18 protein-coding genes, 1 other RNA gene and 1 riboswitch are annotated in these 21489 nt (G+C 30.5%); of the genes, 9 read left to right on the top strand and 10 right to left on the bottom strand.

Going from position 1 to position 21489, the window contains the following annotated elements; genetic code table 11:
* Positions 1–36: 36 nt before the first annotated feature.
* Positions 37–1659, bottom strand: coding sequence for an ATP-binding cassette domain-containing protein (locus Q0O83_RS07430; RefSeq protein ID WP_294095770.1), 1623 nt, complete (start codon positions 1657–1659; stop codon positions 37–39).
* A 165-nt stretch (positions 1660–1824) separates the two neighbouring features.
* On the opposite strand from Q0O83_RS07430, the gene Q0O83_RS07425 reads away from it, so the two are divergent.
* Genes Q0O83_RS07425 through efp form a run of 3 tightly spaced genes read left to right on the top strand, consistent with a single transcriptional unit; the run spans position 1825 to position 4522 of the window.
* Positions 1825–2781: an NADH:flavin oxidoreductase gene (locus tag Q0O83_RS07425; protein ID WP_294095768.1), complete on the top strand. Its 957-nt coding sequence runs from the start codon at positions 1825–1827 to the stop codon at positions 2779–2781.
* The gene (earP, locus tag Q0O83_RS07420) at positions 2781–3947 is read left to right on the top strand and encodes an elongation factor P maturation arginine rhamnosyltransferase EarP (protein WP_294095767.1); all 1167 of its coding nucleotides are present in this window, start codon (positions 2781–2783) and stop codon (positions 3945–3947) included. Before Q0O83_RS07425 ends, earP begins: the two co-directional genes overlap by 1 nt.
* Positions 3948–3958: 11 nt before the next feature.
* On the top strand, positions 3959–4522 hold the full coding sequence (gene efp, locus Q0O83_RS07415) for an elongation factor P (protein ID WP_294095760.1): 564 nt from the start codon (positions 3959–3961) through the stop codon (positions 4520–4522).
* A gap of 96 nt (positions 4523–4618) precedes the next feature.
* Here efp and ffs read toward each other — a convergent pair.
* The 4 genes from ffs to Q0O83_RS07395 all read right to left on the bottom strand — a co-directional run bounded on the left by ffs (position 4619) and on the right by Q0O83_RS07395 (position 8503).
* Positions 4619–4718, bottom strand: an RNA gene (ffs, locus tag Q0O83_RS07410) — signal recognition particle sRNA small type.
* Positions 4719–4776: 58 nt separating this feature from the next.
* The gene (locus Q0O83_RS07405) at positions 4777–6048 is read right to left on the bottom strand and encodes a hypothetical protein (protein ID WP_294095757.1); all 1272 of its coding nucleotides are present in this window, start codon (positions 6046–6048) and stop codon (positions 4777–4779) included.
* 61 nt (positions 6049–6109) lie between these two features.
* Positions 6110–6835 carry a 3-oxoacyl-[acyl-carrier-protein] reductase gene (gene fabG / locus Q0O83_RS07400; RefSeq protein WP_294095754.1) on the bottom strand — a complete coding sequence of 242 codons (726 nt, stop codon included), beginning with the start codon at positions 6833–6835 and terminating at the stop codon, positions 6110–6112.
* A gap of 78 nt (positions 6836–6913) precedes the next feature.
* Complete coding sequence (locus Q0O83_RS07395; RefSeq protein ID WP_294095752.1) at positions 6914–8503, bottom strand: chloride channel protein; 1590 nt, start codon at positions 8501–8503, stop codon at positions 6914–6916.
* 159 nt (positions 8504–8662) lie between these two features.
* Here Q0O83_RS07395 and dapF point away from each other — a divergent pair, with 159 nt between their 5' ends.
* Both dapF and Q0O83_RS07385 read left to right on the top strand, forming a co-directional pair.
* A complete protein-coding gene (gene dapF / locus Q0O83_RS07390; protein ID WP_294095749.1) occupies positions 8663–9493 on the top strand; it encodes a diaminopimelate epimerase in 831 nt (276 codons plus the stop codon).
* Positions 9484–10785: a hemolysin family protein gene (locus tag Q0O83_RS07385; protein WP_294095748.1), complete on the top strand. Its 1302-nt coding sequence runs from the start codon at positions 9484–9486 to the stop codon at positions 10783–10785. The genes dapF and Q0O83_RS07385 overlap by 10 nt, the downstream gene beginning before the upstream one ends.
* Before the next feature lie 41 nt (positions 10786–10826).
* Here the strand turns inward: Q0O83_RS07385 and Q0O83_RS07380 are convergent, their stop codons facing one another.
* The 4 genes from Q0O83_RS07380 to Q0O83_RS07365 all read right to left on the bottom strand — a co-directional run bounded on the left by Q0O83_RS07380 (position 10827) and on the right by Q0O83_RS07365 (position 14015).
* Positions 10827–12002 carry a malic enzyme-like NAD(P)-binding protein gene (locus Q0O83_RS07380; protein WP_294095745.1) on the bottom strand — a complete coding sequence of 392 codons (1176 nt, stop codon included), beginning with the start codon at positions 12000–12002 and terminating at the stop codon, positions 10827–10829.
* A gap of 34 nt (positions 12003–12036) precedes the next feature.
* Positions 12037–12582: a Fe-S-containing hydro-lyase gene (locus tag Q0O83_RS07375; RefSeq protein ID WP_294095851.1), complete on the bottom strand. Its 546-nt coding sequence runs from the start codon at positions 12580–12582 to the stop codon at positions 12037–12039.
* The gene (locus Q0O83_RS07370) at positions 12576–13418 is read right to left on the bottom strand and encodes a fumarate hydratase (RefSeq protein WP_294095743.1); all 843 of its coding nucleotides are present in this window, start codon (positions 13416–13418) and stop codon (positions 12576–12578) included. The genes Q0O83_RS07375 and Q0O83_RS07370 overlap by 7 nt, the downstream gene beginning before the upstream one ends.
* A gap of 99 nt (positions 13419–13517) precedes the next feature.
* Positions 13518–14015: a PTS glucose transporter subunit IIA gene (locus Q0O83_RS07365; RefSeq protein WP_294095740.1), complete on the bottom strand. Its 498-nt coding sequence runs from the start codon at positions 14013–14015 to the stop codon at positions 13518–13520.
* Positions 14016–14307: 292 nt separating this feature from the next.
* Positions 14308–14405, top strand: a riboswitch (purine riboswitch).
* Positions 14406–14503: 98 nt separating this feature from the next.
* Between Q0O83_RS07365 and Q0O83_RS07360 the strand changes: the two genes are divergently transcribed.
* Entirely contained in the window at positions 14504–15790 is a 1287-nt protein-coding gene (locus Q0O83_RS07360) for an NCS2 family permease (protein ID WP_294095739.1), read from the top strand.
* Between the two features lie 57 nt (positions 15791–15847).
* On the opposite strand, the gene brnQ is transcribed toward Q0O83_RS07360, so the two are convergent.
* A complete protein-coding gene (gene brnQ / locus Q0O83_RS07355) occupies positions 15848–17110 on the bottom strand; it encodes a branched-chain amino acid transport system II carrier protein (RefSeq protein WP_294095736.1) in 1263 nt (420 codons plus the stop codon).
* Between the two features lie 311 nt (positions 17111–17421).
* On the opposite strand from brnQ, the gene Q0O83_RS07350 reads away from it, so the two are divergent.
* The 3 genes from Q0O83_RS07350 (at position 17422) to Q0O83_RS07340 (ending at position 21314) form a co-directional block, all read left to right on the top strand.
* A complete protein-coding gene (locus Q0O83_RS07350; RefSeq protein WP_294095734.1) occupies positions 17422–18771 on the top strand; it encodes an alanine/glycine:cation symporter family protein in 1350 nt (449 codons plus the stop codon).
* A 112-nt stretch (positions 18772–18883) separates the two neighbouring features.
* A complete protein-coding gene (locus Q0O83_RS07345; RefSeq protein WP_294095848.1) occupies positions 18884–20395 on the top strand; it encodes an AbgT family transporter in 1512 nt (503 codons plus the stop codon).
* Positions 20396–20471: 76 nt separating this feature from the next.
* Positions 20472–21314 (top strand): WYL domain-containing protein, encoded by an 843-nt coding sequence (locus Q0O83_RS07340; RefSeq protein ID WP_294095730.1) that lies wholly within the window; start codon positions 20472–20474, stop codon positions 21312–21314.
* Positions 21315–21489: the final 175 nt, after the last annotated feature.

Raw genomic sequence — 21489 nt, 5'->3', positions numbered from 1 at the left:
AAAAGCAGAGGATTTCCTCTGCTTTTATAAAGTTTATTATACGTTGTACATCTCTTTAATTTTTGCTTGTAATTCTTCATCAGCAATATAATCGTCGTACTCAGTTAACTTATCGATAAGTCCACTTGGAGTGATTTCAATTATTCTGTTAGCAACTGTTTGGATAAACTCATGGTCATGAGCTCCAAATAGGATTGTTCCTTTGAAGTTAGTTAAAGCTTTGTTTAGTGATGTAATAGACTCTAGGTCTAAATGGTCTGTAGGGTTATCGAAGATTAAAACGTTAGCGTTAGTTAACATCATTCTTGATAACATACATCTTACTTTTTCTCCTCCAGAAAGGATTTTTGATTTTTTAGTAGCTTCTTCTCCAGAGAATAGCATTCTTCCTAAGAATCCTCTAACGAATGCATCGTGTTGATCAGGTGAATATTGTCTTAACCAGTCGATTAAGTCAAGATCAGGATTTTCGAAGAATGAAGAGTTATCTTTAGGCATATAAGCTTGAGTAGTTGTAACTCCCCAAGTGTAAGTTCCGCTATCAGCTTCCATCTCTCCTGCTAAGATAGAGAATAAAGTAGTTTTAACGATATCGTTTTGAGATATGAATACAACTTTATCATTCGTGTTGATTGTGAATGATACGTTATCTAAAATCTTAACTCCATCGATAACCTTAGTAAGGTTTTCAACTTTAAGAAGGTTGTTTCCAGCCTCTCTCTCAGGTTTGAATTCCACGAATGGATATTTTCTATTAGAGATTTGCATATCTTCAAGTTGTAATTTATCTAATTGTTTCTTTCTAGAAGTTGCTTGCTTAGATTTTGATGCGTTAGCACTGAATCTAGCAATGAACTCTTGAAGTTCTTGTCTCTTTTGCTCTAATTTTTTATTTTTATTGTTAATTAATGTTTGCATTAGTTGGTTTGATTCATACCAGAAATCGTAGTTTCCAACGTACATTTTTACTTTTCCATAATCGATATCAGTTATGTGAGTACAAACTTTATTCAAGAAGTGTCTATCGTGTGATATAACAATAACAGTAGTATCTTCTAAGTTCATTAAGAACTCTTCTAACCACGCTATAGCTTGAATATCAAGACCGTTTGTAGGCTCGTCTAGTAATAGAACATCAGGATTTCCAAATAAAGCTTGAGCAAGTAAAACTTTAACTTTATCAGGCTCGCTAAGTTCTTTCATTAACTTGTAATGTAAGTCAGCAGTTATTCCTAAACCAGTTAAAAGCATTTCAGCTTCTGTTTCAGCTTCCCAACCATTTAATTCAGCGAATTCTCCTTCTAATTCAGCAGCTCTCATACCATCCTCATCAGAGAATTCACTTTTAGAATATATTTCGTTTCTTTCTTCAATTATTTTCCAAAGTTTAGTATGTCCCATTAAAAGAACGTTAATAACTGAATCTTCTTCGTGAGCAAAGTGATCCTGCTTAAGAACAGCCATTCTTTTATTTTTATCAAAGATTACATCTCCTTCAGTAGGGTCTAAATCTCCTGAAAGTATTTTAACAAATGTTGATTTTCCGGCACCGTTTGCACCAATAAGTCCATAACAGTTTCCAGGAGTAAATTTAACACTTACATCCTCAAAAAGTTTTCTACCAGAGAATCTCATACTTAGATTGCTAGTTGCTATCATTTTAAAAAATTCCTCCTAAATATTTATAATATAAATTTTATTTTTAAACACGTATCTCAAATATTATACCATGAATTTTAATAATAACAAACATAATATATTTTCTTTTTTTTTAAATTATGTTAGAATATTCTATAAAACTGAAGAAGAAAGTGAGGGAAAGTAGTGAATTTATTTACTCCTTTAAATATAAAAAATAAAAAATTAAAAAATAGAGTAGTTTTACCACCGTTGGTTAGATTTTCTATGGTAGAAAAAGATGGATATGTGACAGAGGGACTGTTGGATTGGTATAGAGATGTTGCAGAGGGTGGAACTGGACTAATAATAGTTGAAGCGAGTTGTGTTGCTGAAGATGGAAAGCTAAGAGATAATCAAATTGGAATTTGGAGTGATGATTTTATAGATGGATTATCAAAAGTTGCAGATATAGGAAAGCAATATGATGTTCCGATGTTGATTCAAATTCATCATGCTGGATTTAAAGATGCAGTTGCAACTGTATCTGAAGAAACTTTAGATAAAATATTGAATCAATTTGTAGAAGCTTTTAGAAGAGCTAAAATAGCAGGGTTTGACGGAATAGAGATTCATGGAGCACACACATATTTAATATCACAACTGAATTCAAGACTTTGGAATGTAAGAGAGGATAAATATGGAGGAACTTTTGATAAAAGAATGTTCTTTACAAAAGAGTTGATCGAAAGAACTAGAGATCTTTTTGATGAAGATTTTATATTAGGTTATAGAATGGGTGGAAATGAACCTACACTAGAAGATGGAATAGAGATTGCTAAGTATTTAGAGAAAATTGGAGTTGATGTAATACACGTTTCATCAGGAGTTCCAGATCCAGAGAGAAAACAACTTGTGAAAGTTGATGTACCAGAGGATTTTACTTTTGATTGGGTAGTTTATTTAGGTGTTGAAATAAAAAAGCATGTGAATGTACCAGTTATCGGAGTTAGAAATATAAAAACAGAGGAACAAGCAAGTACTTTGATTGAAAATGAGATGTTAGATTTAGTTGCTATAGGAAGAGGAATGATAGCAAGACCTAATTGGGTTCAATTTGCAAAAAAAGAGTATTTTAAAAGAACTGGAAAAAAGGTAGATTAATGGAAATAAAAAGTTTAGATATTTTTTGTGAGATTATTGATAATTTTGGAGATATAGGTGTTGTTTATAGACTTGCGAAAGAGTTTAAAAGTATATATAATGAAGAGGTAAATATAAGAGTTTTTTTAAATAGATTAGATGAGTTTTTATCTTTGAATAAGAGAGCTAAGAATATTGGATATCAAAAGATAGATGGCATTGAGTATATAACTAATGAATATTTAGCTAAAAATATATGTACATTTTCTCCTGCAAATGTTATAATAGAGGCCTTTGGGTGTAATGTTTTAGAGGGGTACTTAGAAAAAGCTAAAGATGATTCAGCTTTACTAATAAATCTAGAATATTTATCTGGAGAGAGTTGGATAGATGAGGTTCACTTGATGGAATCACCTATCGGAGCTAAAAAATTAAAAAAATATTTCTTTATGCCTGGCTTTAAAGAGAGTACAGGTGGAGTAATTGTTGATAAATTATTTTTAGATAGAAAAATAAAAGTACAAAATAATCCACAAATATATTATAAGAAGTATTTGCCAGATTTGATAGATAAAGATTATTTTATAGGAACTATATTTAGTTATGAAAAAAACTTTTTACCTCTTTTAAATGTTTTATTAAAAAATGAAAAAAATAACTGCTTGTTAGTTTTAGGAGAAAAGTCTCAAGAAAGTATGAGAGTTATTTTGAAAGAGTTTAATTTTGCTGAAGTATCAAATGGTAATTTTGATTTTGAAAATATAAAAATTAAATTTATGCCTTTTTTAGAGCAAGAGGAGTATGAAGAGTTAATTAATCTGGTTCACTATAATTTCGTTAGAGGAGAAGATTCCTTTGTAAGAGCTTTACTTACAGGTAAACCATTTATGTGGCATATATACTTACAAGATGAGATGGCACATATGGATAAGATAGACGGATTTATAGAGAGATATAGAGAGGTTTTAGAGGAGCTGAAGTTGGAAACTCCTTTAAACGTACATACAAAGCTATTAAGAGATTATAATTTAAGAGATAATAACTCTTTAGAACTAGGTAAGGAAGATTTTGAAGAATTCTTTAAAGAGTTTGATAATGTATCTAAACTTACTCATGTATATTCAGAGTATATTGAATTAAAATGTAATCTTATAGATAAATTAAATAGATTTATTTTAAAATATTAGGAGGTTCAATTATGAAAACTGCTCAAGAACTAAGAGCTGGAAGTACAGTAAAGATCGGAAATGATCCTTACGTAATTTTAAAAGCAGAATACAACAAATCAGGAAGAAACTCTGCGATGATGAAGTACAAAATGAAAAACTTATTAAACGGAAACATATCTGATGCTATCTACAAAGCTGACGATAAGATGGACGATATCAGACTTGATAAAGTTAAAGCTGTTTACTCATACAACGATGGAGATTTCTATGTATTCTCTAACCCAGAAACTTGGGATCAAATCGAATTAAAAGATGAGGATTTAGGAGACGCTTTAAACTATTTAGAAGAAGGAATGGAATTAGAAGTAGTTTACTACGAGTCAACTCCAGTTGCAGTTGAGTTACCTAACTTCGTTGAAAGACAAGTAACTTACACTGAGCCAGGATTAAGAGGAGATACTTCAGGAAAAGTAATGAAGCCTGCTAGAATCAACTCAGGATTCGAAATTCCAGTACCTATATTCGTTGAGCAAGATGAGTGGATCAAAATCGATACAAGAACAAACGAATATGTAGAGAGAATCAAAAGATAGTAAATTAAAAAACTGAGGAAATCCTCAGTTTTTTTTATACCTATAAGTTTGTTTTTTGATATTATATATTTTTACAAAAAATAAAAAGAGTCACAAGGCGAACAAGAGTAATCTCATACCCGTATTGAATACCTTAGTGCTGCTTCCTTCCGAATCTGACACGGTTCGATACCAATACGCCATGAGGCTCCTGCCACACGCTTGTGACATTTATAATTATACCACTAAAAAATAAAAAATACAAGTAAAAAATATTAAAAAATATTTTTAAAGAAATTCTTTACTTTACTTTTCTTCTCTTCGAAACTACTCTTGTATTGATCTTTTAATTGATTTTCAAGAAGATTATTGAATACAGATCTATTTGCGACTAATGTTCGTCTAATTTCATCAGGCAACGTTGTTTTTATGTTAATGAAATTTGTGTTTGTAGAGAAGTTGTTATAAACTTTTAAATGATACTCTTTTTTCTCAGAGAGCTTAATAAATTCATTTAAAAGATTTTTTTTCAAATTATCTAAATTTTTAGAGTTTGAAATAATATTTTTATTGAGTTGAGCTCGATTAATCTCTGTAGTACCATCTATTTTTAAAATCTCTCCATTAATATTTATTATTTGTTCGCTGCTGATTACCCCAGCTGAAAGGTAGTTTTCAATATTACTAAAAGAATTAAAAGTAAAACTATCAAGTTTTAGATAGATGTTTCCAGAAAGTACAAGGCTATTTAAATCTCCGTAAATTTTTCCGTGGCCACTTCCTTTTATCTCTTTAAGGTTTATATCTATAGGTAAAGCTGTATTTTTAGATAAATTTGTATTAAAGTTTTTAAGATTACCAGAGAAATTAATTGTTTCAGTAGTACCTGAAAAAAAGATATCTTTGATAAAAATATTATTTTCATTATTGCTAGACTTTATTTTATAAATAAACTCTTTATATTTTTTAGAAAAAGAATCTATTTCATTTTTTAACTGAATATTGATTTCATTTTGAATTATAAGATCAATAAAATCAGCATTTTTAATAAGAAAGTTAACTAAATTATTTGAAGCAGTTTTAGATAAATTTTCTTTAGTTAAAGCTGAGCTAAAAAATTTAGAAATATTACTTTCACTCTTAACTTGTTTGTCAATTTCATTTAAAAATTGCGAAGTTTTTTCATTTTTATGTTCTTCGATCTGTAAAATAGGTTCTTGAAGAACTTCGGTTTGATTAATAAAAATGATATCGTTAACTTCAATTGAATCTATTGTAAAATTTTTCTTATCTTTTAGAAAATCTTTGAAACTCATTTTAGTGTAAAGGTTTGTTATTAAAATTCTATCCTTTTCTAAAATGGTATTTTTTAGTTCGAAAGAATTACTAAAAATATTTAGGTTGGCTTTTTTTATAGTAATCTTTTGTTTTAATGAGTTAGATAACTCTTTTTCAAGTACTTTTTTAAAATAAAAATCTTTCATAATAGAAAGCGAGATGAAAAAAATTAAAAAAGTTGAAAAAAATATCGTTTTTTTGTATTTCATAAAATCCTCCAAAAAAATAAAGACAAGAAATAAAATTCTTGCCTTTAAATTTTATTAATTATTAAAGTGCTAGTCCACCACTAACTTCAAGAGTTTGTCCAGTGATGTAAGCTGATTCGTCACTTGCAAGGAATAATACAGCGTTAGCTATATCTTCAGGCATTCCTAGCTTTCCTAAAGATGTTCTATCAAGCATTCCTTTGATTACATCTTCAGGTAATACATCAGTCATAGGAGTAGCTATAAATCCAGGAGCAACACAGTTAGCTCTAACTTGAGCTCCTTTTCTAGCAAGCTCTTTAGACCAAGTTTTAGTCATAGCAATAACTCCACCTTTAGTAGCTGAGTAGTTTGCTTGTCCAATGTTTCCGTATAATCCAACTACAGATGAAATAGTAACAATTGAACCTTTTTTGTTTTTAGTCATTAAAGGTGCAACAGCTTGAGTTACATTGAAAACACCTTTTAAGTTAACATTGATAACAGCATCCCACGCATCTTCGCTCATTCTAACGAATGGAGCGTCTTTTGTAATTCCAGCGTTGTTAACTAAAATATCGATTCTTCCAAACTCATCTTTTATTTTTTTTACTAATTCTTTAATAGCATCTCTATCAGTTACATTTAAAATTTCGTGTCTAACATTTGTTTGTTCAAAAGTAGCTTCACCCATATCACAAGATATAACTAATTCAGCACCTTCAGAAGCTAATTTTTCAACTATAGTTCTTCCAATTCCTCTAGCACTACCAGTAACTAAAGCAATTTTTCCTTCTATTCTATTCATAAAGATCCTCCTATAAAATACATGTGTCATTTAATAGTATAATTATTTAAAAAAAATGTCAATGATTTCCTAAAAAAATTAATGCGCTGTTCCCATTTTGAATAAATCTTCATTTATTTTATCTGCAAGTTTACTAGGTAAAAGTAGTACAAGTACATCACCTGCTAAAATTTGAGAACTTCCTTTTGGAATATATTCAACTTCAGCTCTTCTAATAGCAACAACAAGAGTGTGTTTTGGCCATTGTATATCTTTTATCAGCTTATTTTCAAACTCTGAATCCGCAGAAACAGGAATACAAATAAGAGTTTTGTCTAAGTGTTCGTGACGATCCTCTTCTAAATCATCTTCAATTTTCTTTTTTGGCATTCTTTCATATAAAATTTCATAAATAGGTTCTAGTTTTAAAAGATCAGTTACATAATAAGCTATAATAGAAACTGTAGCAATAGCTAAGAGATGATCAAAGCTTCCAGTCATCTCTAATATTAAGATAGTACCAGTGATTGGAGCTCTAACTACAGCAACAAAGAATCCAGCCATACCTAAAATCATGTAGTGAACAATAAAGTCATTTCCAACACCAAAATTATTGATAAGAATAAGTGCATAGATTTTACCTAAAATAGCTCCTAAAACAAGCATTGGTAAGAAAATTCCACCTTGGAAACCAGTAGCGTATGATATTGTTGTAAAGAATAACTTAGCAATAAGAACAACTACTAAAAATAAAATTGTTTGATTTATATAAGGAAGGGTTTCAACTAAGTGATGGCCTCCTCCAGTTATGTCTGGCATTACAAAACAAATAATGAATGATAGTGTCATAACTGATGAAATCTTAAAAGCTCTAGGAAGTTTTATACCTTTAAATATATCCTGAGTTTTAATTAAAGAAACTGTGAAAAATTTTCCACAAAACGCAAGAATAACTCCAAATATTATGAAAAATAAAAATTGAAGATATGGATTTATACTCGTTGGATATTTTGTATATAAATTAAATGATGGATTCATATCAAAAATTCTTCTAGCCATAAAATTAGAGCATATGCTAGCTAAAAATGTACAGATAATAAGCTTTGAAGAAAAGAATCTATGAAGCTCTTCCATACTGAATACAACTCCTGAAAGTGGAGCTCCAAAAGCACCAGCCAAACCAGCACTAGATCCAGCAGTAACTAGGTATTTCTCATCAGTGTAGTCTCTTTTAAAAATTTTAGTTACACCATATCCGATATAAGATCCCAATTGTACAGAAGGGCCCTCCCTTCCAAGAGATAATCCAGCACCAATTCCAAGTAAACCACCAAAGAATTTAACTAGAAGCTCTTTTACCCAAAATAGATAGTCTAGTTTTCTTAAAATTAAAGCTTTGACTTGAGGAATTCCACTTCCTCCAGTTGTTGGAAATTTTCGAGATATATAGTCTACAAAAAGTCCAATTGCGATAAAAATTCCCCAAATAAAAATAAGTTTTACAGGGTTAGTTAATATCTCTTTACTGAGATATTGACTTCTTAAATGCTCCGCAAAAGAAAGACCGTATCTATAAATTGAAACGATAATTCCAGTAGTAAGTCCTACTAATATTGATAAAGCATATAACCCCTTATTTTCTTTATGGAGAAGTTCTACATGATTTTGAATATTTTTTTTTCTAATCATAAAATCTCCTTGAGAATATGTTATATTACTCGGGAATAGTAACATAAAACATATAAAAAGTAAAGTAGAATCAAACAAAAGGGAAAGCTTGCGTTATCTGAAAGGATAGGGTAGAATATAGTGTAGGAGAATAGTTTAAACTTGATGAGGTGATTGATTATGAGATTTAGCAAGATGCAAGGAGCAGGAAATGATTTTATACTATTAGATGGGATAAGAAATACTTATGAAGACTATTCAAAAATGGCTAAAAGCCTTTGTGATAGACGTTATGGTATTGGTGGCGATGGATTGATGGTTGCAGAGAAAAGTGACGTAGCAGATATAAAAATGGTTTATTATAATTCTGATGGATCAAAAGGTGAGATGTGTGGTAATGGAATTAGATGTTTTTCTAAATTTGTGTATGATGAGAAACTTGTAAATACAGTTGAAATAAAAATTGAAACAGGAGATGGTATAAAAAAAGCGTATCTAACAATAGATAATGATATTGTTAAAGAAGTTACTATTTATATGGGGAAGGCAAGGTTAAGTCCTAAAGAGATTCCTGTAGATTTAAATAGTGAAAAGGTTTTGAACGAGAAAATAAAAGTAAGAGATAAAGAGTTTCAATATTCCGCTGTGCTAATAGGTGTTCCTCATGCAGTATTAATAGAAAAAGATTTAGAAAAGGTTGATGTAAATTTGATTGGAGAAGAGATAGAAAAACATTCAACTTTTCCTAAAAGAATAAACGTAAATTTTATAGAAATTTTAGATAGAAACAATATAAAAATAAAAACATGGGAAAGAGGAGCAGGAAGAACATTAGCCTGTGGAACAGGATCTTGTTCTGGAGTGTACATTGCAAATTTATTGGATTTAGTAGATGAAATAGTTTTAGTAAAAACAGAAGGTGGAACGTTGAAGATAAGAATAGAGAGTGATGAAGTTTTTATGACAGGGTCAGCAGAGACCACATTTAAAGGAGAGATAGAATGGGAATAGCAGAAAAAATTGTATTTATAATATTTTTGATTTTGATAAGTGCTTTTTTCTCGATGGCGGAGATATCTTTAGCCGGAGCTAGAAAAATAAAGTTACAACTATTAGTAGATGAAGGAAATATTAATGCGAAAAAAGTGATAGATTTACAAAGTAATCCGGGTAATTTTTTTACAACAGTTCAAATAGGATTAAATATTGTGGCAATATTAGCCGGTATAATAGGAGATGGAATATTATCACCAATTTTAAGTGCATATATTTCTAATCCAACAGTAGTATTTTTAATATCATTTGCATTTGTAACAGGAGCCTTTGTTGAGTTTGCAGATTTAATTCCAAAAAGATTGGCTATGGTTTATCCAGAGAGAATAGCAGTGACTCTTGTTAATCCAATGAGCTTTACTATAAAATTATTAACGCCAATTGTTTGGGTTTTTAATGGAGTAGCAAATTTAGTATTTAAAGTTTTTGATACACCAATTTCAAGAGATGAACTCATAACACATGATGATATTTTTGCACTGGTTGATGCTGGAGCAGCTTCAGGGGTTGTTCATACAAAAGAGCACCATTTGATTGAAAATGTATTTGAATTAGAGCAAAGATGGGTTTCATCAGCAATGACAACGAGAGATGAAATAATATATTTTACTTTAGAAGAAACAGAGGAAAGTATAAAACAAAAGATAGCAGAGTATCCACATTCAAAATTTTTGGTTTGTGAAAGTGATATAGATTCTATATATGGTTATGTAGGGTCAAAAGATATTCTTCCGAGAATATTAAAAGGTGAGCTAAGTGGTCTTCAAAATATAAAGGAGATTACAAATAGAAATATTTTAATTATACCAAATACTTTAACTTTATCAGAAATGTTAGATAGATTCAATGAAGCTAGAGAAGATTTCGCAGTTATTTTAAATGAATATGCCCATGTTGTAGGAGTAATAACACTAAATGATGTTGTTTCTACTTTAATGGGAGATGTTGTGTATCCGATGCAAGAGGAGTATATAATAAAAAGAGGCGATGGTTCATGGTTGATTGATGGAGTAACAGCTGTTGAAGATGTAAAAAAAGTATTAGAAATAGAGGCTTTTCCAGAGGAAGATAGTTATGAAACGATTGCAGGTTTTATTATGTATATGTTAAAAAGTATTCCTAAAAAAGGAGCTCATATAGAGTACAATGGATATAGTTTTGAAGTTGTAGATGTAGATAATTTTAAAATCGATCAACTTTTAGTAATAAAAGAGGATAAAAATTCTGAAGAAAATGAAGATGAAAAATAAAAAAAGTGACCTCAAAATTTTGAGGTCACTTTTTTTGTGGTTTATCTTGTAATATTTTGCTCTTTAGCGATTCTTTTAACTTCATCAGCAACTACTGTAGCAACTCTAGGATCAAAAGCATTAGGAATAACATACTCTGCAGTTAATTCCTCTTCAGAAACTAGCTTAGCAATTCCAACAGCAGCAGCAATTTTCATCTCTTCTGTTATTTTTTTTGCTTTAGCATCTAAAGCTCCTCTAAATATTCCAGGGAAAGCTAAAACGTTATTAACTTGATTTGGATAATCAGATCTTCCTGTTCCGATTATTCTAGCTCCACCAGCTATAGCATCTTCAGGCATAATCTCAGGATTTGGATTAGCCATAGCAAATACGATAGCGTCTTTGTTCATAGTTTTAACCATGTCAATTGAAAGTATATTAGCGGCAGAAACACCAATAAATACATCTCTTCCATTAACAGCTTCTTTAAGTCCACCTTTAATATTTTCAGGATTAGTTATATCAGCAATCTCTGATTTTAAGAAGTTGTAATTAGCTTTATCATCTCTATTTATAATTCCATCAATATCATTTACAACGATATCTTTAGCTCCCATTTTAATAAGAAGTTTAATAATTGAACTTCCAGCAGCTCCAGCTCCACTAACAATAAATTTAGCAGTTTCAAAAGATTTATTAACTAGTTTAAATGAGTTTATAAGAGCTGCAACAACAACAATTGCAGTACCGTGTTGATCATCATGGAAAACAGGGATATCTAACTCCTCTTTAAGTCTAGTTTCAATCTCAACACATCTAGGAGCCGAGATATCTTCAAGATTAATTCCACCAAATCCAGGAGCGATAAGTTTAACTGCTTTTATAATCTCTTCTGTATCTTGAGTATCTAAACAGATAGGAAAAGCATCTACTCCAGCAAACTCTTTGAAAAGAATAGCTTTACCCTCCATAACAGGAAGTGCGGCTTCTGGACCGATATTTCCTAATCCTAAAACAGCAGAACCATCAGTTACAACAGCTACCATATTTCCTTTTGATGTATATTTATAAACATTTTCTACATCCTCTTTAATTGCCATACAAGGAGCTGCAACTCCAGGAGAGTAAGCAAGACTTAACTCCTCTTTGTTTGTAACTGCAACCTTAGATATCACTTCGATTTTTCCTAAGTGAGTTTCATGCAACTCTAAAGATTTTTCAAAAACTGTAGACATAAAAATTACCCCTTTAATTAAATTTATTTTTTATTTATTTTGAGCTATTTCTAGCAATTTCGTATAAATCGTTTCCTTCTGTATCGTTGATAACAATAGCTGGGAAATCAACAACCTCAAGTTTTCTAATAGCTTCAGCACCTAAATCCTCGTAAGCAATAACTTCACTACTTTTAACAGATTTAGCGATAAGAGCAGCAGCCCCACCAACGGCTGCGAAGTAGATAGCTCCATTTTTTACAATAGAATCTCTAACTTTTTGATCTCTAGCTCCTTTTCCAATCATCCCTTTTAAACCTTGATCTAAAATCTCTGATGAATATGAATCCATTCTATAACTTGTTGTAGGACCACAGCTTCCAATTGGCTGTCCAGGTTTTGCAGGAGTAGGACCAGCATAATATATAATTTGACCTTTTACATCGAAAGGTAATTCTTTTCCCTCTTCTAAAAGTTTAATAAGTCTAGCATGCGCAGCATCTCTAGCAGTATATATAACTCCTGTTATAGAAACAGCATCACCAGATTTTAATTTTTTAAGATCTTCATCTCTTAATGGAGTAGTTAGTTTAATCATAATGTAACCTCCTTGTGTCTAGCAGCATGACAGTTTAAATTAACGGCAACAGGTAAAGATGCAAAATGACAAGCTTGTGTTTCAACTTTAACAGCTAAAGCAGTTGTTTTTCCACCCAGTCCTTGAGGACCAACGTTTGTGTTGTTGATTAATTCTAAAAGTTCAGCTTCTAAAGCACTTGCGATGGGATCAGGATTAATATCGTCGATCTCTCTTAAAAGAGCTTCTTTAGCTAATTCAGCACATCTTTCAAAGTTTCCACCGATACCAACTCCGACAACAATTGGAGGGCAAGGATTTCCACCAGCATTTTTAATACTATCTACTACGAATTTTTTTATTCCTTCAACACCATCAGCAGGTTTAAACATTTTTAATGTACTCATATTTTCAGAGCCTCCACCTTTAGGAGCAACTATAATTTTAACTTTATCTGAACCAGGGATAAGCTTAGTGTGGATAACAGCAGGAGTATTATCCTGAGTGTTAACTCTATCTAAAGGATGCTTTATAACAGATTTTCTTAGATACCCGTCCTTATATCCTTTAGCAACTCCAGCGTTTACAGCAGAGTATATATCCCCGTTGATTTTAACTTCTGTTCCGATTTCTAAAAATACAACAACAAGACCAGTATCTTGGCACATAGGAACATTATCTCTAGCCGCAATTTCATCGTTTTCAATAATTTGGCTCAAAATAACCTTACCTAATTCACTTGTTTCTGTAGTTTGACACTCTTTGATTTTGTTTAAAACATCGCTACCTATAAAATAGTTTGCTTCAATACAAAGTCTAGCTACCTCATTAGTAACTAAATCTAAATCTAGTACCTTCATTTTTTTCCTCCTTAATTCTGTGTATGCTTTTTGTCTATAAAATTAAAGAAAGGCACCATCTTTATTTAAAATAACAAAGAGGTACCTTCTTAAAAAAAATTACTTTTTGATTTTAACTCTCATTAAAAGGTCTCCTATTTTAACATCCCCAGAAGCAATTACTTCTAATGCTTCAACTTGGTCCATGTTAGCAATTATAACAGGAGTTTTAGTTGATTTAGCATTTTCTTTAATGTAAGCTAAATCGTATTTAATAAGCTCATCTTTAACCTCTACAGTTGATCCAGGTTCAGCGATTCTAGTGAATCCTTCTCCATTTAATTTTACTGTGTCAATACCAAAGTGAACAATTAACTCAAGTCCGTTAGAAACTTCAAAACTAACTGCGTGGTTAGTTGCGAAAATATCAATTTCCCCAGCTACAGGTGAGCAGATAGCTCCCTCAGTAGGATCGATTCCACATCCATCTCCAATCATTTTTTGAGAGAAAGCGTCATCTGGTATTTCGCTTAAAGGAATAACTTTTCCGTTTAGTGGTGAATAAATATTGAACCACTCATCCTCTTTTTTCTTTTTAAAGAAATCAAATAATCCCATAGTCAAATCTCCTTTCAAATTAAATGCGAAACATATGTAATATTATTTCACATTTAGTTCATTAAATCAATAATATTTTTAAAGAAAAGCATACAAAGAATAAAAGAAAATTCTATGTACTATAAATAAATTATATCATAAGTATTAAATATTTTCCTAGAAAATTATTAATATTTTTTTTCAGTATTAAAAATTACTATGTATTGATTAATGACATTAGAAGTTGTTTAGTATGAGAAATGAATGTAAATTAAATAAAGCTTGACAAAAATGAAATAAAACTTTAATATTGAGGTAAAGTTATATTTTGAACCATATATACTTCGAATACGGCGAAGAGTTTCTACGAGCTACCTTAAATAGCTTTCTATGGGTCAAAACTTAAATTTTTTTATTTAAGTTTTCTTGACCTGTTTATGCAGGTCTTTTTTATTTTTTAGGGTAATTATATCAATAAAAACATTTAAAATAAAATTCAGGAGGGAAACATGGAAAGATTGTTTCAATTAAAAGAACACGGAACAACAGTAAGACAGGAGATAGTAGCAGGGGTAACAACATTTTTAACAATGGCGTATATAATATTTGTAAATCCGTCAATTTTATCAATGACTGGAATGGATAAAGGAGCTTTAATCACTGTAACATGTTTAGCATCAGCAATAGGAACTGCAATAACTGCATTTTGGGTAAATGCACCATTAGCAATGGCACCAGGAATGGGATTGAATGCGTTCTTTACTTTTACATTGGTTTTAGGAAATGGAGCAACTTGGGAACAAGCTCTTGGAGTAGTATTTATATCAGGGGTTATCTTCTTAGCATTAACATTCTCGGGATTAAGAGAAAAAATAATTGACGCGATACCAGCTGAATTGAGATTAGCAGTGGGAGCAGGAATCGGTTTATTTATAGCATTCTTAGGAATGCAAGGTATGGGATTAATAGTAAGTAATCCAGCAACGATAGTAGCTTTAGGTAAATTTAATCTAAATGTGGTTTTAGGATTAGTTGGATTTGCAATTATGGGGCTGTTAGAAATGAAAAAAGTAAAAGGTGGAATACTAATAGGTATTGTTACAACAACTATTTTAGGAATAGTATTTGGAGCAGTAGAGTTACCATCACAAATTATATCAATGCCTCCAAGCATGGCACCTATAGCTTTAAAACTAGATGTATTAGGAGCTATAAAACCTATCTTCTTAGGGTCAATATTCTCATTTATGTTTGTTGATTTATTTGATTCGTTAGGAACTATAATGGCTTGTGCTCATGAAGCAGAGATGATAGATGAAAAAGGTAAGATAAAAAATGTAAGTAAGATATTAGAAGCAGATGCGATAGCGACAGTAATTGGATCACTTTTAGGAACATCAACAACAACAACGTTCGTAGAATCGGCATCTGGAATTGCAGTAGGAGGAAGAACAGGTCTTACAGCATTAACAACAGCGATACTGTTTGCAGTATCATTATTCTTCTCACCAATCATTGGGGTAGTACCAGCGTTTGCGACAGCACCAGCACTTATATTAGTTGGAGTTTATATGTTTAAGAATCTATTAGATATTGATTTCCATAATATAGAAGTAGCAATTCCATGTTTCTTAATAATAATAATGATGCCATTGACTTATAGTATTTCAATTGGAATATCATTTGGATTTATCTCTTATATTGTAGTTTCTGTATTTAGCGGAAAAATAACGAATATAAAGCCTATTATGTGGGTTATTGGATTCTTCTCAGTGGTAGAGTTAATGTTTAAATAGATAATTTAATGGAAATAAAAAGAGGAGTTTATCAATTGCGATAAACTCCTCTTTAATTTAAACTCTATCTTTTAAAGTGATATTATTTTCATTTTTTAAAAGCAAACTTCCAAGAAAGGCTACTAAAGATGGAATAATCCAAGGGAATCCAGCCTTAGCCAAAGGAATAAAACTTAAATCTACTTTAAATGTTTCTGCGATACTGATAATAAGAGTTACACTTACAACGGCTTTAAACGTTAAATGATTTTGAATACCAAAAATATTTAACAGAATAAGTACTATAGTTACAGGATATAGAATAACTAAAACAGGTACAGATAAACTAATAATATAATCTAATCCTGCTACAGATAATATAGTAGAAAAGATACACATACCAATTGCCATCTTTTTATAAGAGATTTTAGTTAATTTTGAGAACCAATCACTAGCAAGAGCAACTAAACCAACAGAAGTTGTTAGACAAGCAGCAGCAACACAGATTCCAAAAGCAATCTTACCAACATTACCTAAAGTTAGTTGTGCAAGAGTTAAAGTAGTTTGTGCTGTAGTTAAACCTTTGATGCTACTGATTTGAGCACCTAAATAAATTAAACTTAAATAGATGAATCCTAATCCGATAGCAGCAATAAAACCAGCATTGCTTAAAAATATTTTCTGTTCACCTTTATCTTTTATACCTTTACCCTCAAGTCCACTGATAATGATAACTCCAAATAAAACAGAAGCAAGAGCATCCATAGTTTGATATCCACTTATAAATCCATATGAAAGAGGATTTGTTGAAATAGTAGAGTCAACAGGTGTACCTAAATTTCCAGTAATTCCTAGAACAGTAATTAAAGATAAAATTATTAAAATGATTGGAGTTAGGAATTTTCCTAAAATGTCAGTTATACTCGATTCGTTTAAAACTAAGAAAAGTGTAACTCCGAAGAAAACTACAGATGTTATTATAGCGATAATAGTTGGATTTGTATTTGGGAATAAAGGTAGAACTCCCATTTCAAATGTAGTTGATCCAGTTCTTGGAATAGCAAACAGTGGACCGATAACTAATATCAATGTTGTAGAGTATATCATATTAAATTTATTTGAAACCTTATTGGCAAACTCATCAAGACTACCAACTTTAGTAAATGCTAGAATTCCTAATAGTGGTAACCCAATTCCTGTAAGAAAAAATCCTAATCCAGCTTGAAACCAATCTTTTCCAACTGCAACACCAACCGAAGGTGGGAATAAAAGATTTCCAGCACCAAAAAACATAGAAAATAGAGCGAACCCTAAAATTAAAATCTCTTTCTTTTTGTTCATTATAACCTCCAAAATTTTAGTATAATAGTATTAAAAAAATGTGTGTGTTTAAATAATTAGCAAAATTGTATCAAAAAAATGAAAAAAAATCAAGTTAAAATATTTAAATTAGAGTATAAATGTACTTAAAAAATAGTACATAGAACAAATAATTATCTATTTAAAATGTAAAAACCTAATAAAATCAAGGTTTTTTAATTGTGAAATACGAACAAAAAAATAAAAAAATTGTTATCTACTAAATAAAAATAATAAATGTTAGGATTATAAGTAAGAAATATACTAAATAGATAATCAAAAAGGAGGCAGAAATGAATTTGATAAAAGAGATTATAAACATCGTAAATACAATTCTATGGGAAAAAAATATCTTGGTTGTAATGTTAATAGGAATGGCATTATATGCTAGTTATAAAACAAAGTTTATGCAAATTAGATTATTTGGAGAGATAGTAAAAACGTTAAAAGGTGAAAATACAGATGGAGAGGGTATGAGCTCGTTAGAAGCATTTTACTTGGGAACAGCATGTAGGGTTGGTGCTGGAAATATAGCGGGAGTTGTAGCGGCTATTTCAGTAGGAGGACCAGGAGCTTTGTTCTGGATGTGGGTTGTTGCACTACTAGGAGCTTCAACATCATTTATAGAGTCAATTCTAGCAGTTATCTATAGAGATAAAGCTGAAGATGGAAGTTATAGAGGTGGAACACCATGGATAATAAAAAATAGACTAAAAAAGAAGTGGCTAGGAGTGGCTTATGCAATATCTTCTTTACTGTGTTATGTTGGGGTTATCCAAGTTATGTCAAATTCAGTTACAGAATCTATCGTAGGAGCTTATAAAATAAATCCTATGGTAGTAGGTATAATTTTATCAAGTTTAGTGGCTTTGACAATTTTTGGAAAAGGGAAAAAAGATAAAATAGTAGCAGCTTTAAATAAAATAGTACCAGCGATGGCGGTTACATATTTAGCTGTTGTACTGTATATACTAATTACAAATATAACTGGAATTCCAGCTGTATTTACAAGAATATTCTCTGCGGCCTTTGGACTGAATCAATTTGCTGGTGGAGCATTAGGTGGAGTTATCATGCAAGGTGTTAGAAGAGGATTGTTTTCTAATGAAGCAGGAAGTGGAAATGGAAATTATGCAGCAGCTTTAGCTGATGTAGATGATCCAGTTAAACAAGGGATGGTTCAATCTCTAAGTGTCTTTGTAGATACTTTAGTGATTTGCAGTGCAACAGCATTTGTAATTTTATTAGCAGATGGAGTTGCTGTAGAAGGTTTAGGAGGAATGGTGTTATTCCAAGAGGCTTTAAAAAGTCATATTGGTTGGATTGGAGCTCCATTTACTGTAATTATTTTATTCTTCTTCTCATTTAGTACAATTTTAGGAGTTACTTTTTATGGAAGAAATGCACTTCATTTTATAAGTGAAAATGCAAATGTAAATTTAATTTATCAGGTTGTAGTAATAGGAATGGTTTATATAGGAGCTGTAGAGCAAAATTTCTTTGTTTGGTCATTAGCAGATTTTGGATTAGGATTGATGACAGTTTTAAATTTAGTAGCAATATCACCATTGATAGGAGAAGCTGTATCACATTTAGAAAGATATGAAGAGAAAATAAAAAATAAAAGAAAAGTAAACATATAAAAAATATTTTAATGGAAACACTATTGAGTAATTTAAAAAATGAGTATGCATTTTTTAAGTAGATAGGTTTATACATAAAAAATTACAAACGGGAGGAAAAATGCAGACTGAGATACAAAAAGAAAAAAAAGGTTTAGTAGATAAGTTTTTAAATATAATAGAAAAAGGTGGAAATGCGTTACCTAATCCAGGAACACTATTTGCAATACTAGCATTAATTGTTGTATTGATATCAGGAATAGGGGGAGCTTTAGGTTGGTCAGTTAGCTTTGTTGGAATAAATGGAAGAACTTTGAAAACAGAGGAGATGACAATCTATACAAACTCTCTTATGACTAAAGAGGGAGTAAACTATATATTTAATTCTATGGTAAAAAACTTTACTGATTTTGCTCCGTTAGGAACAGTACTAGTAGCTATGATAGGAATAGGAATAGCTGAAAGATCAGGATTAATTGCAACAATTTTAAGAAAAGTAGCACTATCAACACCTAAAAAACTAGTGACAATGATGGTAATATTCTTAGGAATAATGTCAAACGTAGCAGCAGATGCAGGTTATGTTGTATTACCTCCATTGGCGGCATTAATATTCTTATCGTTTGGAAGACATCCGATAGCTGGATTAGCAGCAGCATTTGCAGGAGTTTCAGGAGGATTTTCAGCTAATTTATTAATAGGTGCTTTAGATCCACTTTTAGGAGGAATTTCAACAGAAGCAGCTAAGATTTTAGATCCAAGTTATATTGTATCACCATCAGCAAACTGGTATTTTATGATTGCATCAACATTCGTAATTACTATTTTAGGAACTTTAGTAAACTCTAAAATTGTAGAGCCTAGATTAGGAAAATACCTAGGAGAGGAAAAAATAGAGTTAGAGCAGATAACTCAAGAGGAGAAAAAAGCCTTAAGAGCAGCAGGGATAGCAACTATAGCAGTAATTTTAGTACTGATTCCAGTATATTTCGCTTTAGGTAAAAACTTCTTATTAAGTGGATTAGTTCCAGCAATTGTTTTATTCTTTGCAGTTCCAGGACTAGCATATGGAAAATCAATTGGAACAATAAAAAATGATAGCGATGTAATGGGAATGTTAACAAAATCTATGGAGGGAATGGCAGGATACATAGTCTTAGTATTCTTTGCAGCTCAATTTATAGCATATTTTGGATATACAAATTTAGGAACGATACTAGCTGTAAAAGGTGCAGATTTCTTAGAAACAACAGGGATTGGAGGAATTCCATTAATTATAGGATTCATAATGATTGTAGGATTCTTGAATCTGTTCATGGGATCAGCTTTAGCTAAATGGGCTATCTTAGCACCAGTATTTGTACCTATGTTGATGAGAATAGGATATTCACCTGAGTTTACACAGTTAGCATATAGAATAGGAGATTCAACGACAAACATAATCTCTCCATTAATGTCATACTTTGCTATGATAATAGTATTTATGCAAAAATATGATAAAAAATCATCAATTGGAACGTTGATATCTATAATGTTACCGTATTCAATAGTATTTATGATAGGTTGGTCTATATTCTTAGCACTATGGATGTTAAGTGGATTCCCTATCGGACCAGAAGTTGATATCTTATTGAAGGGACTTTAAGAAGCAAGGATATTCTCATAGATTTTTTTAGAAAATTAATATATAATAGTACAAAGAAAAATGTGGGAGATAGACTATGAAAAAGATTAGAGTTACGGTTTCTGAAGATATTTGGAGGCTTTTAAAAAAAGACTCAGAAGAGTTTGGAATAAATAATAATAAGCTTTGTAATTTTATTTTAGATAAATTTAAATATTCTAAAAAGTTTGATCTTGATAAATTTATTGAACCTCAGGGAAGACCTTTAAAAAAAGTGATACAGTTTGATTTAAATGTTGCTAATAAGGGGATATATTACGATATTTTAAAAGCTAACGATGTAGATGTCGAAGCTGAGTTTTTTAGAGAGTTATTTGAAATTTATTCATCACAGTTTAAATATCAAAGAGAGATATTTATATTTCAAGAAACGTATAGAGCTGTATTAGAAGCAATAAAAAATAAAGTTAAGATGAGAATTTTATATATGGAAGAAAGTTTTACAATATCACCTTATTTTATAAAAAGAGAGGATCAAGGAGATGAAAATTTTATATTTGCCTATGATGATGAAAACAAAATTTATAGAAGTATAAAATTAAAAGATGTAGTAATTCTAGGGAACTTAAATGAAAAGATTCAAGTTAGAGATAAAAAATATATTGAAAATATGAGAAAAAACTTTGATCCATTTTTAGGAGAGAGATTGATAATTAAAGCTAGATTTACTCCGATAGGAGAGAGTATGTTAAAAAGTTTTACAAACTATAAACCTAAATTGATAAAAAAAGAGGATGATATATACTTTTTTGAAATGACTTTAGAAAATGCTAAATTTTATTTTTCATCTTTTTTAAAAGAGGTAAGAATAATAGAACCTCAAAAATTAAAAGATGAATTGAAAAAATCTTTTTTAGAAGCGTATAAAATATATGAATAATAAGTAAGATAAAAACTTGAAATTATAAAATAAAAATGCTATTATTAACAAAAATAAAAAATAATTATCATAATGAAAAGCAATCTTAAATATTTAAGATTGCTTTTTTAATAAAATTTGGAATCTGTTAACTAAAGATGAAAAATAGGTCCAATTCCTTAAAAAGGGATAAAGA

It is taken from the genome of uncultured Cetobacterium sp. (assembly GCF_945952365.1).
Lineage (GTDB): Bacteria > Fusobacteriota > Fusobacteriia > Fusobacteriales > Fusobacteriaceae > Cetobacterium_A.
The sequence above is the reverse complement of the archived record's forward strand: the minus strand, read 5'-3'. Positions and strand labels throughout refer to the sequence as shown.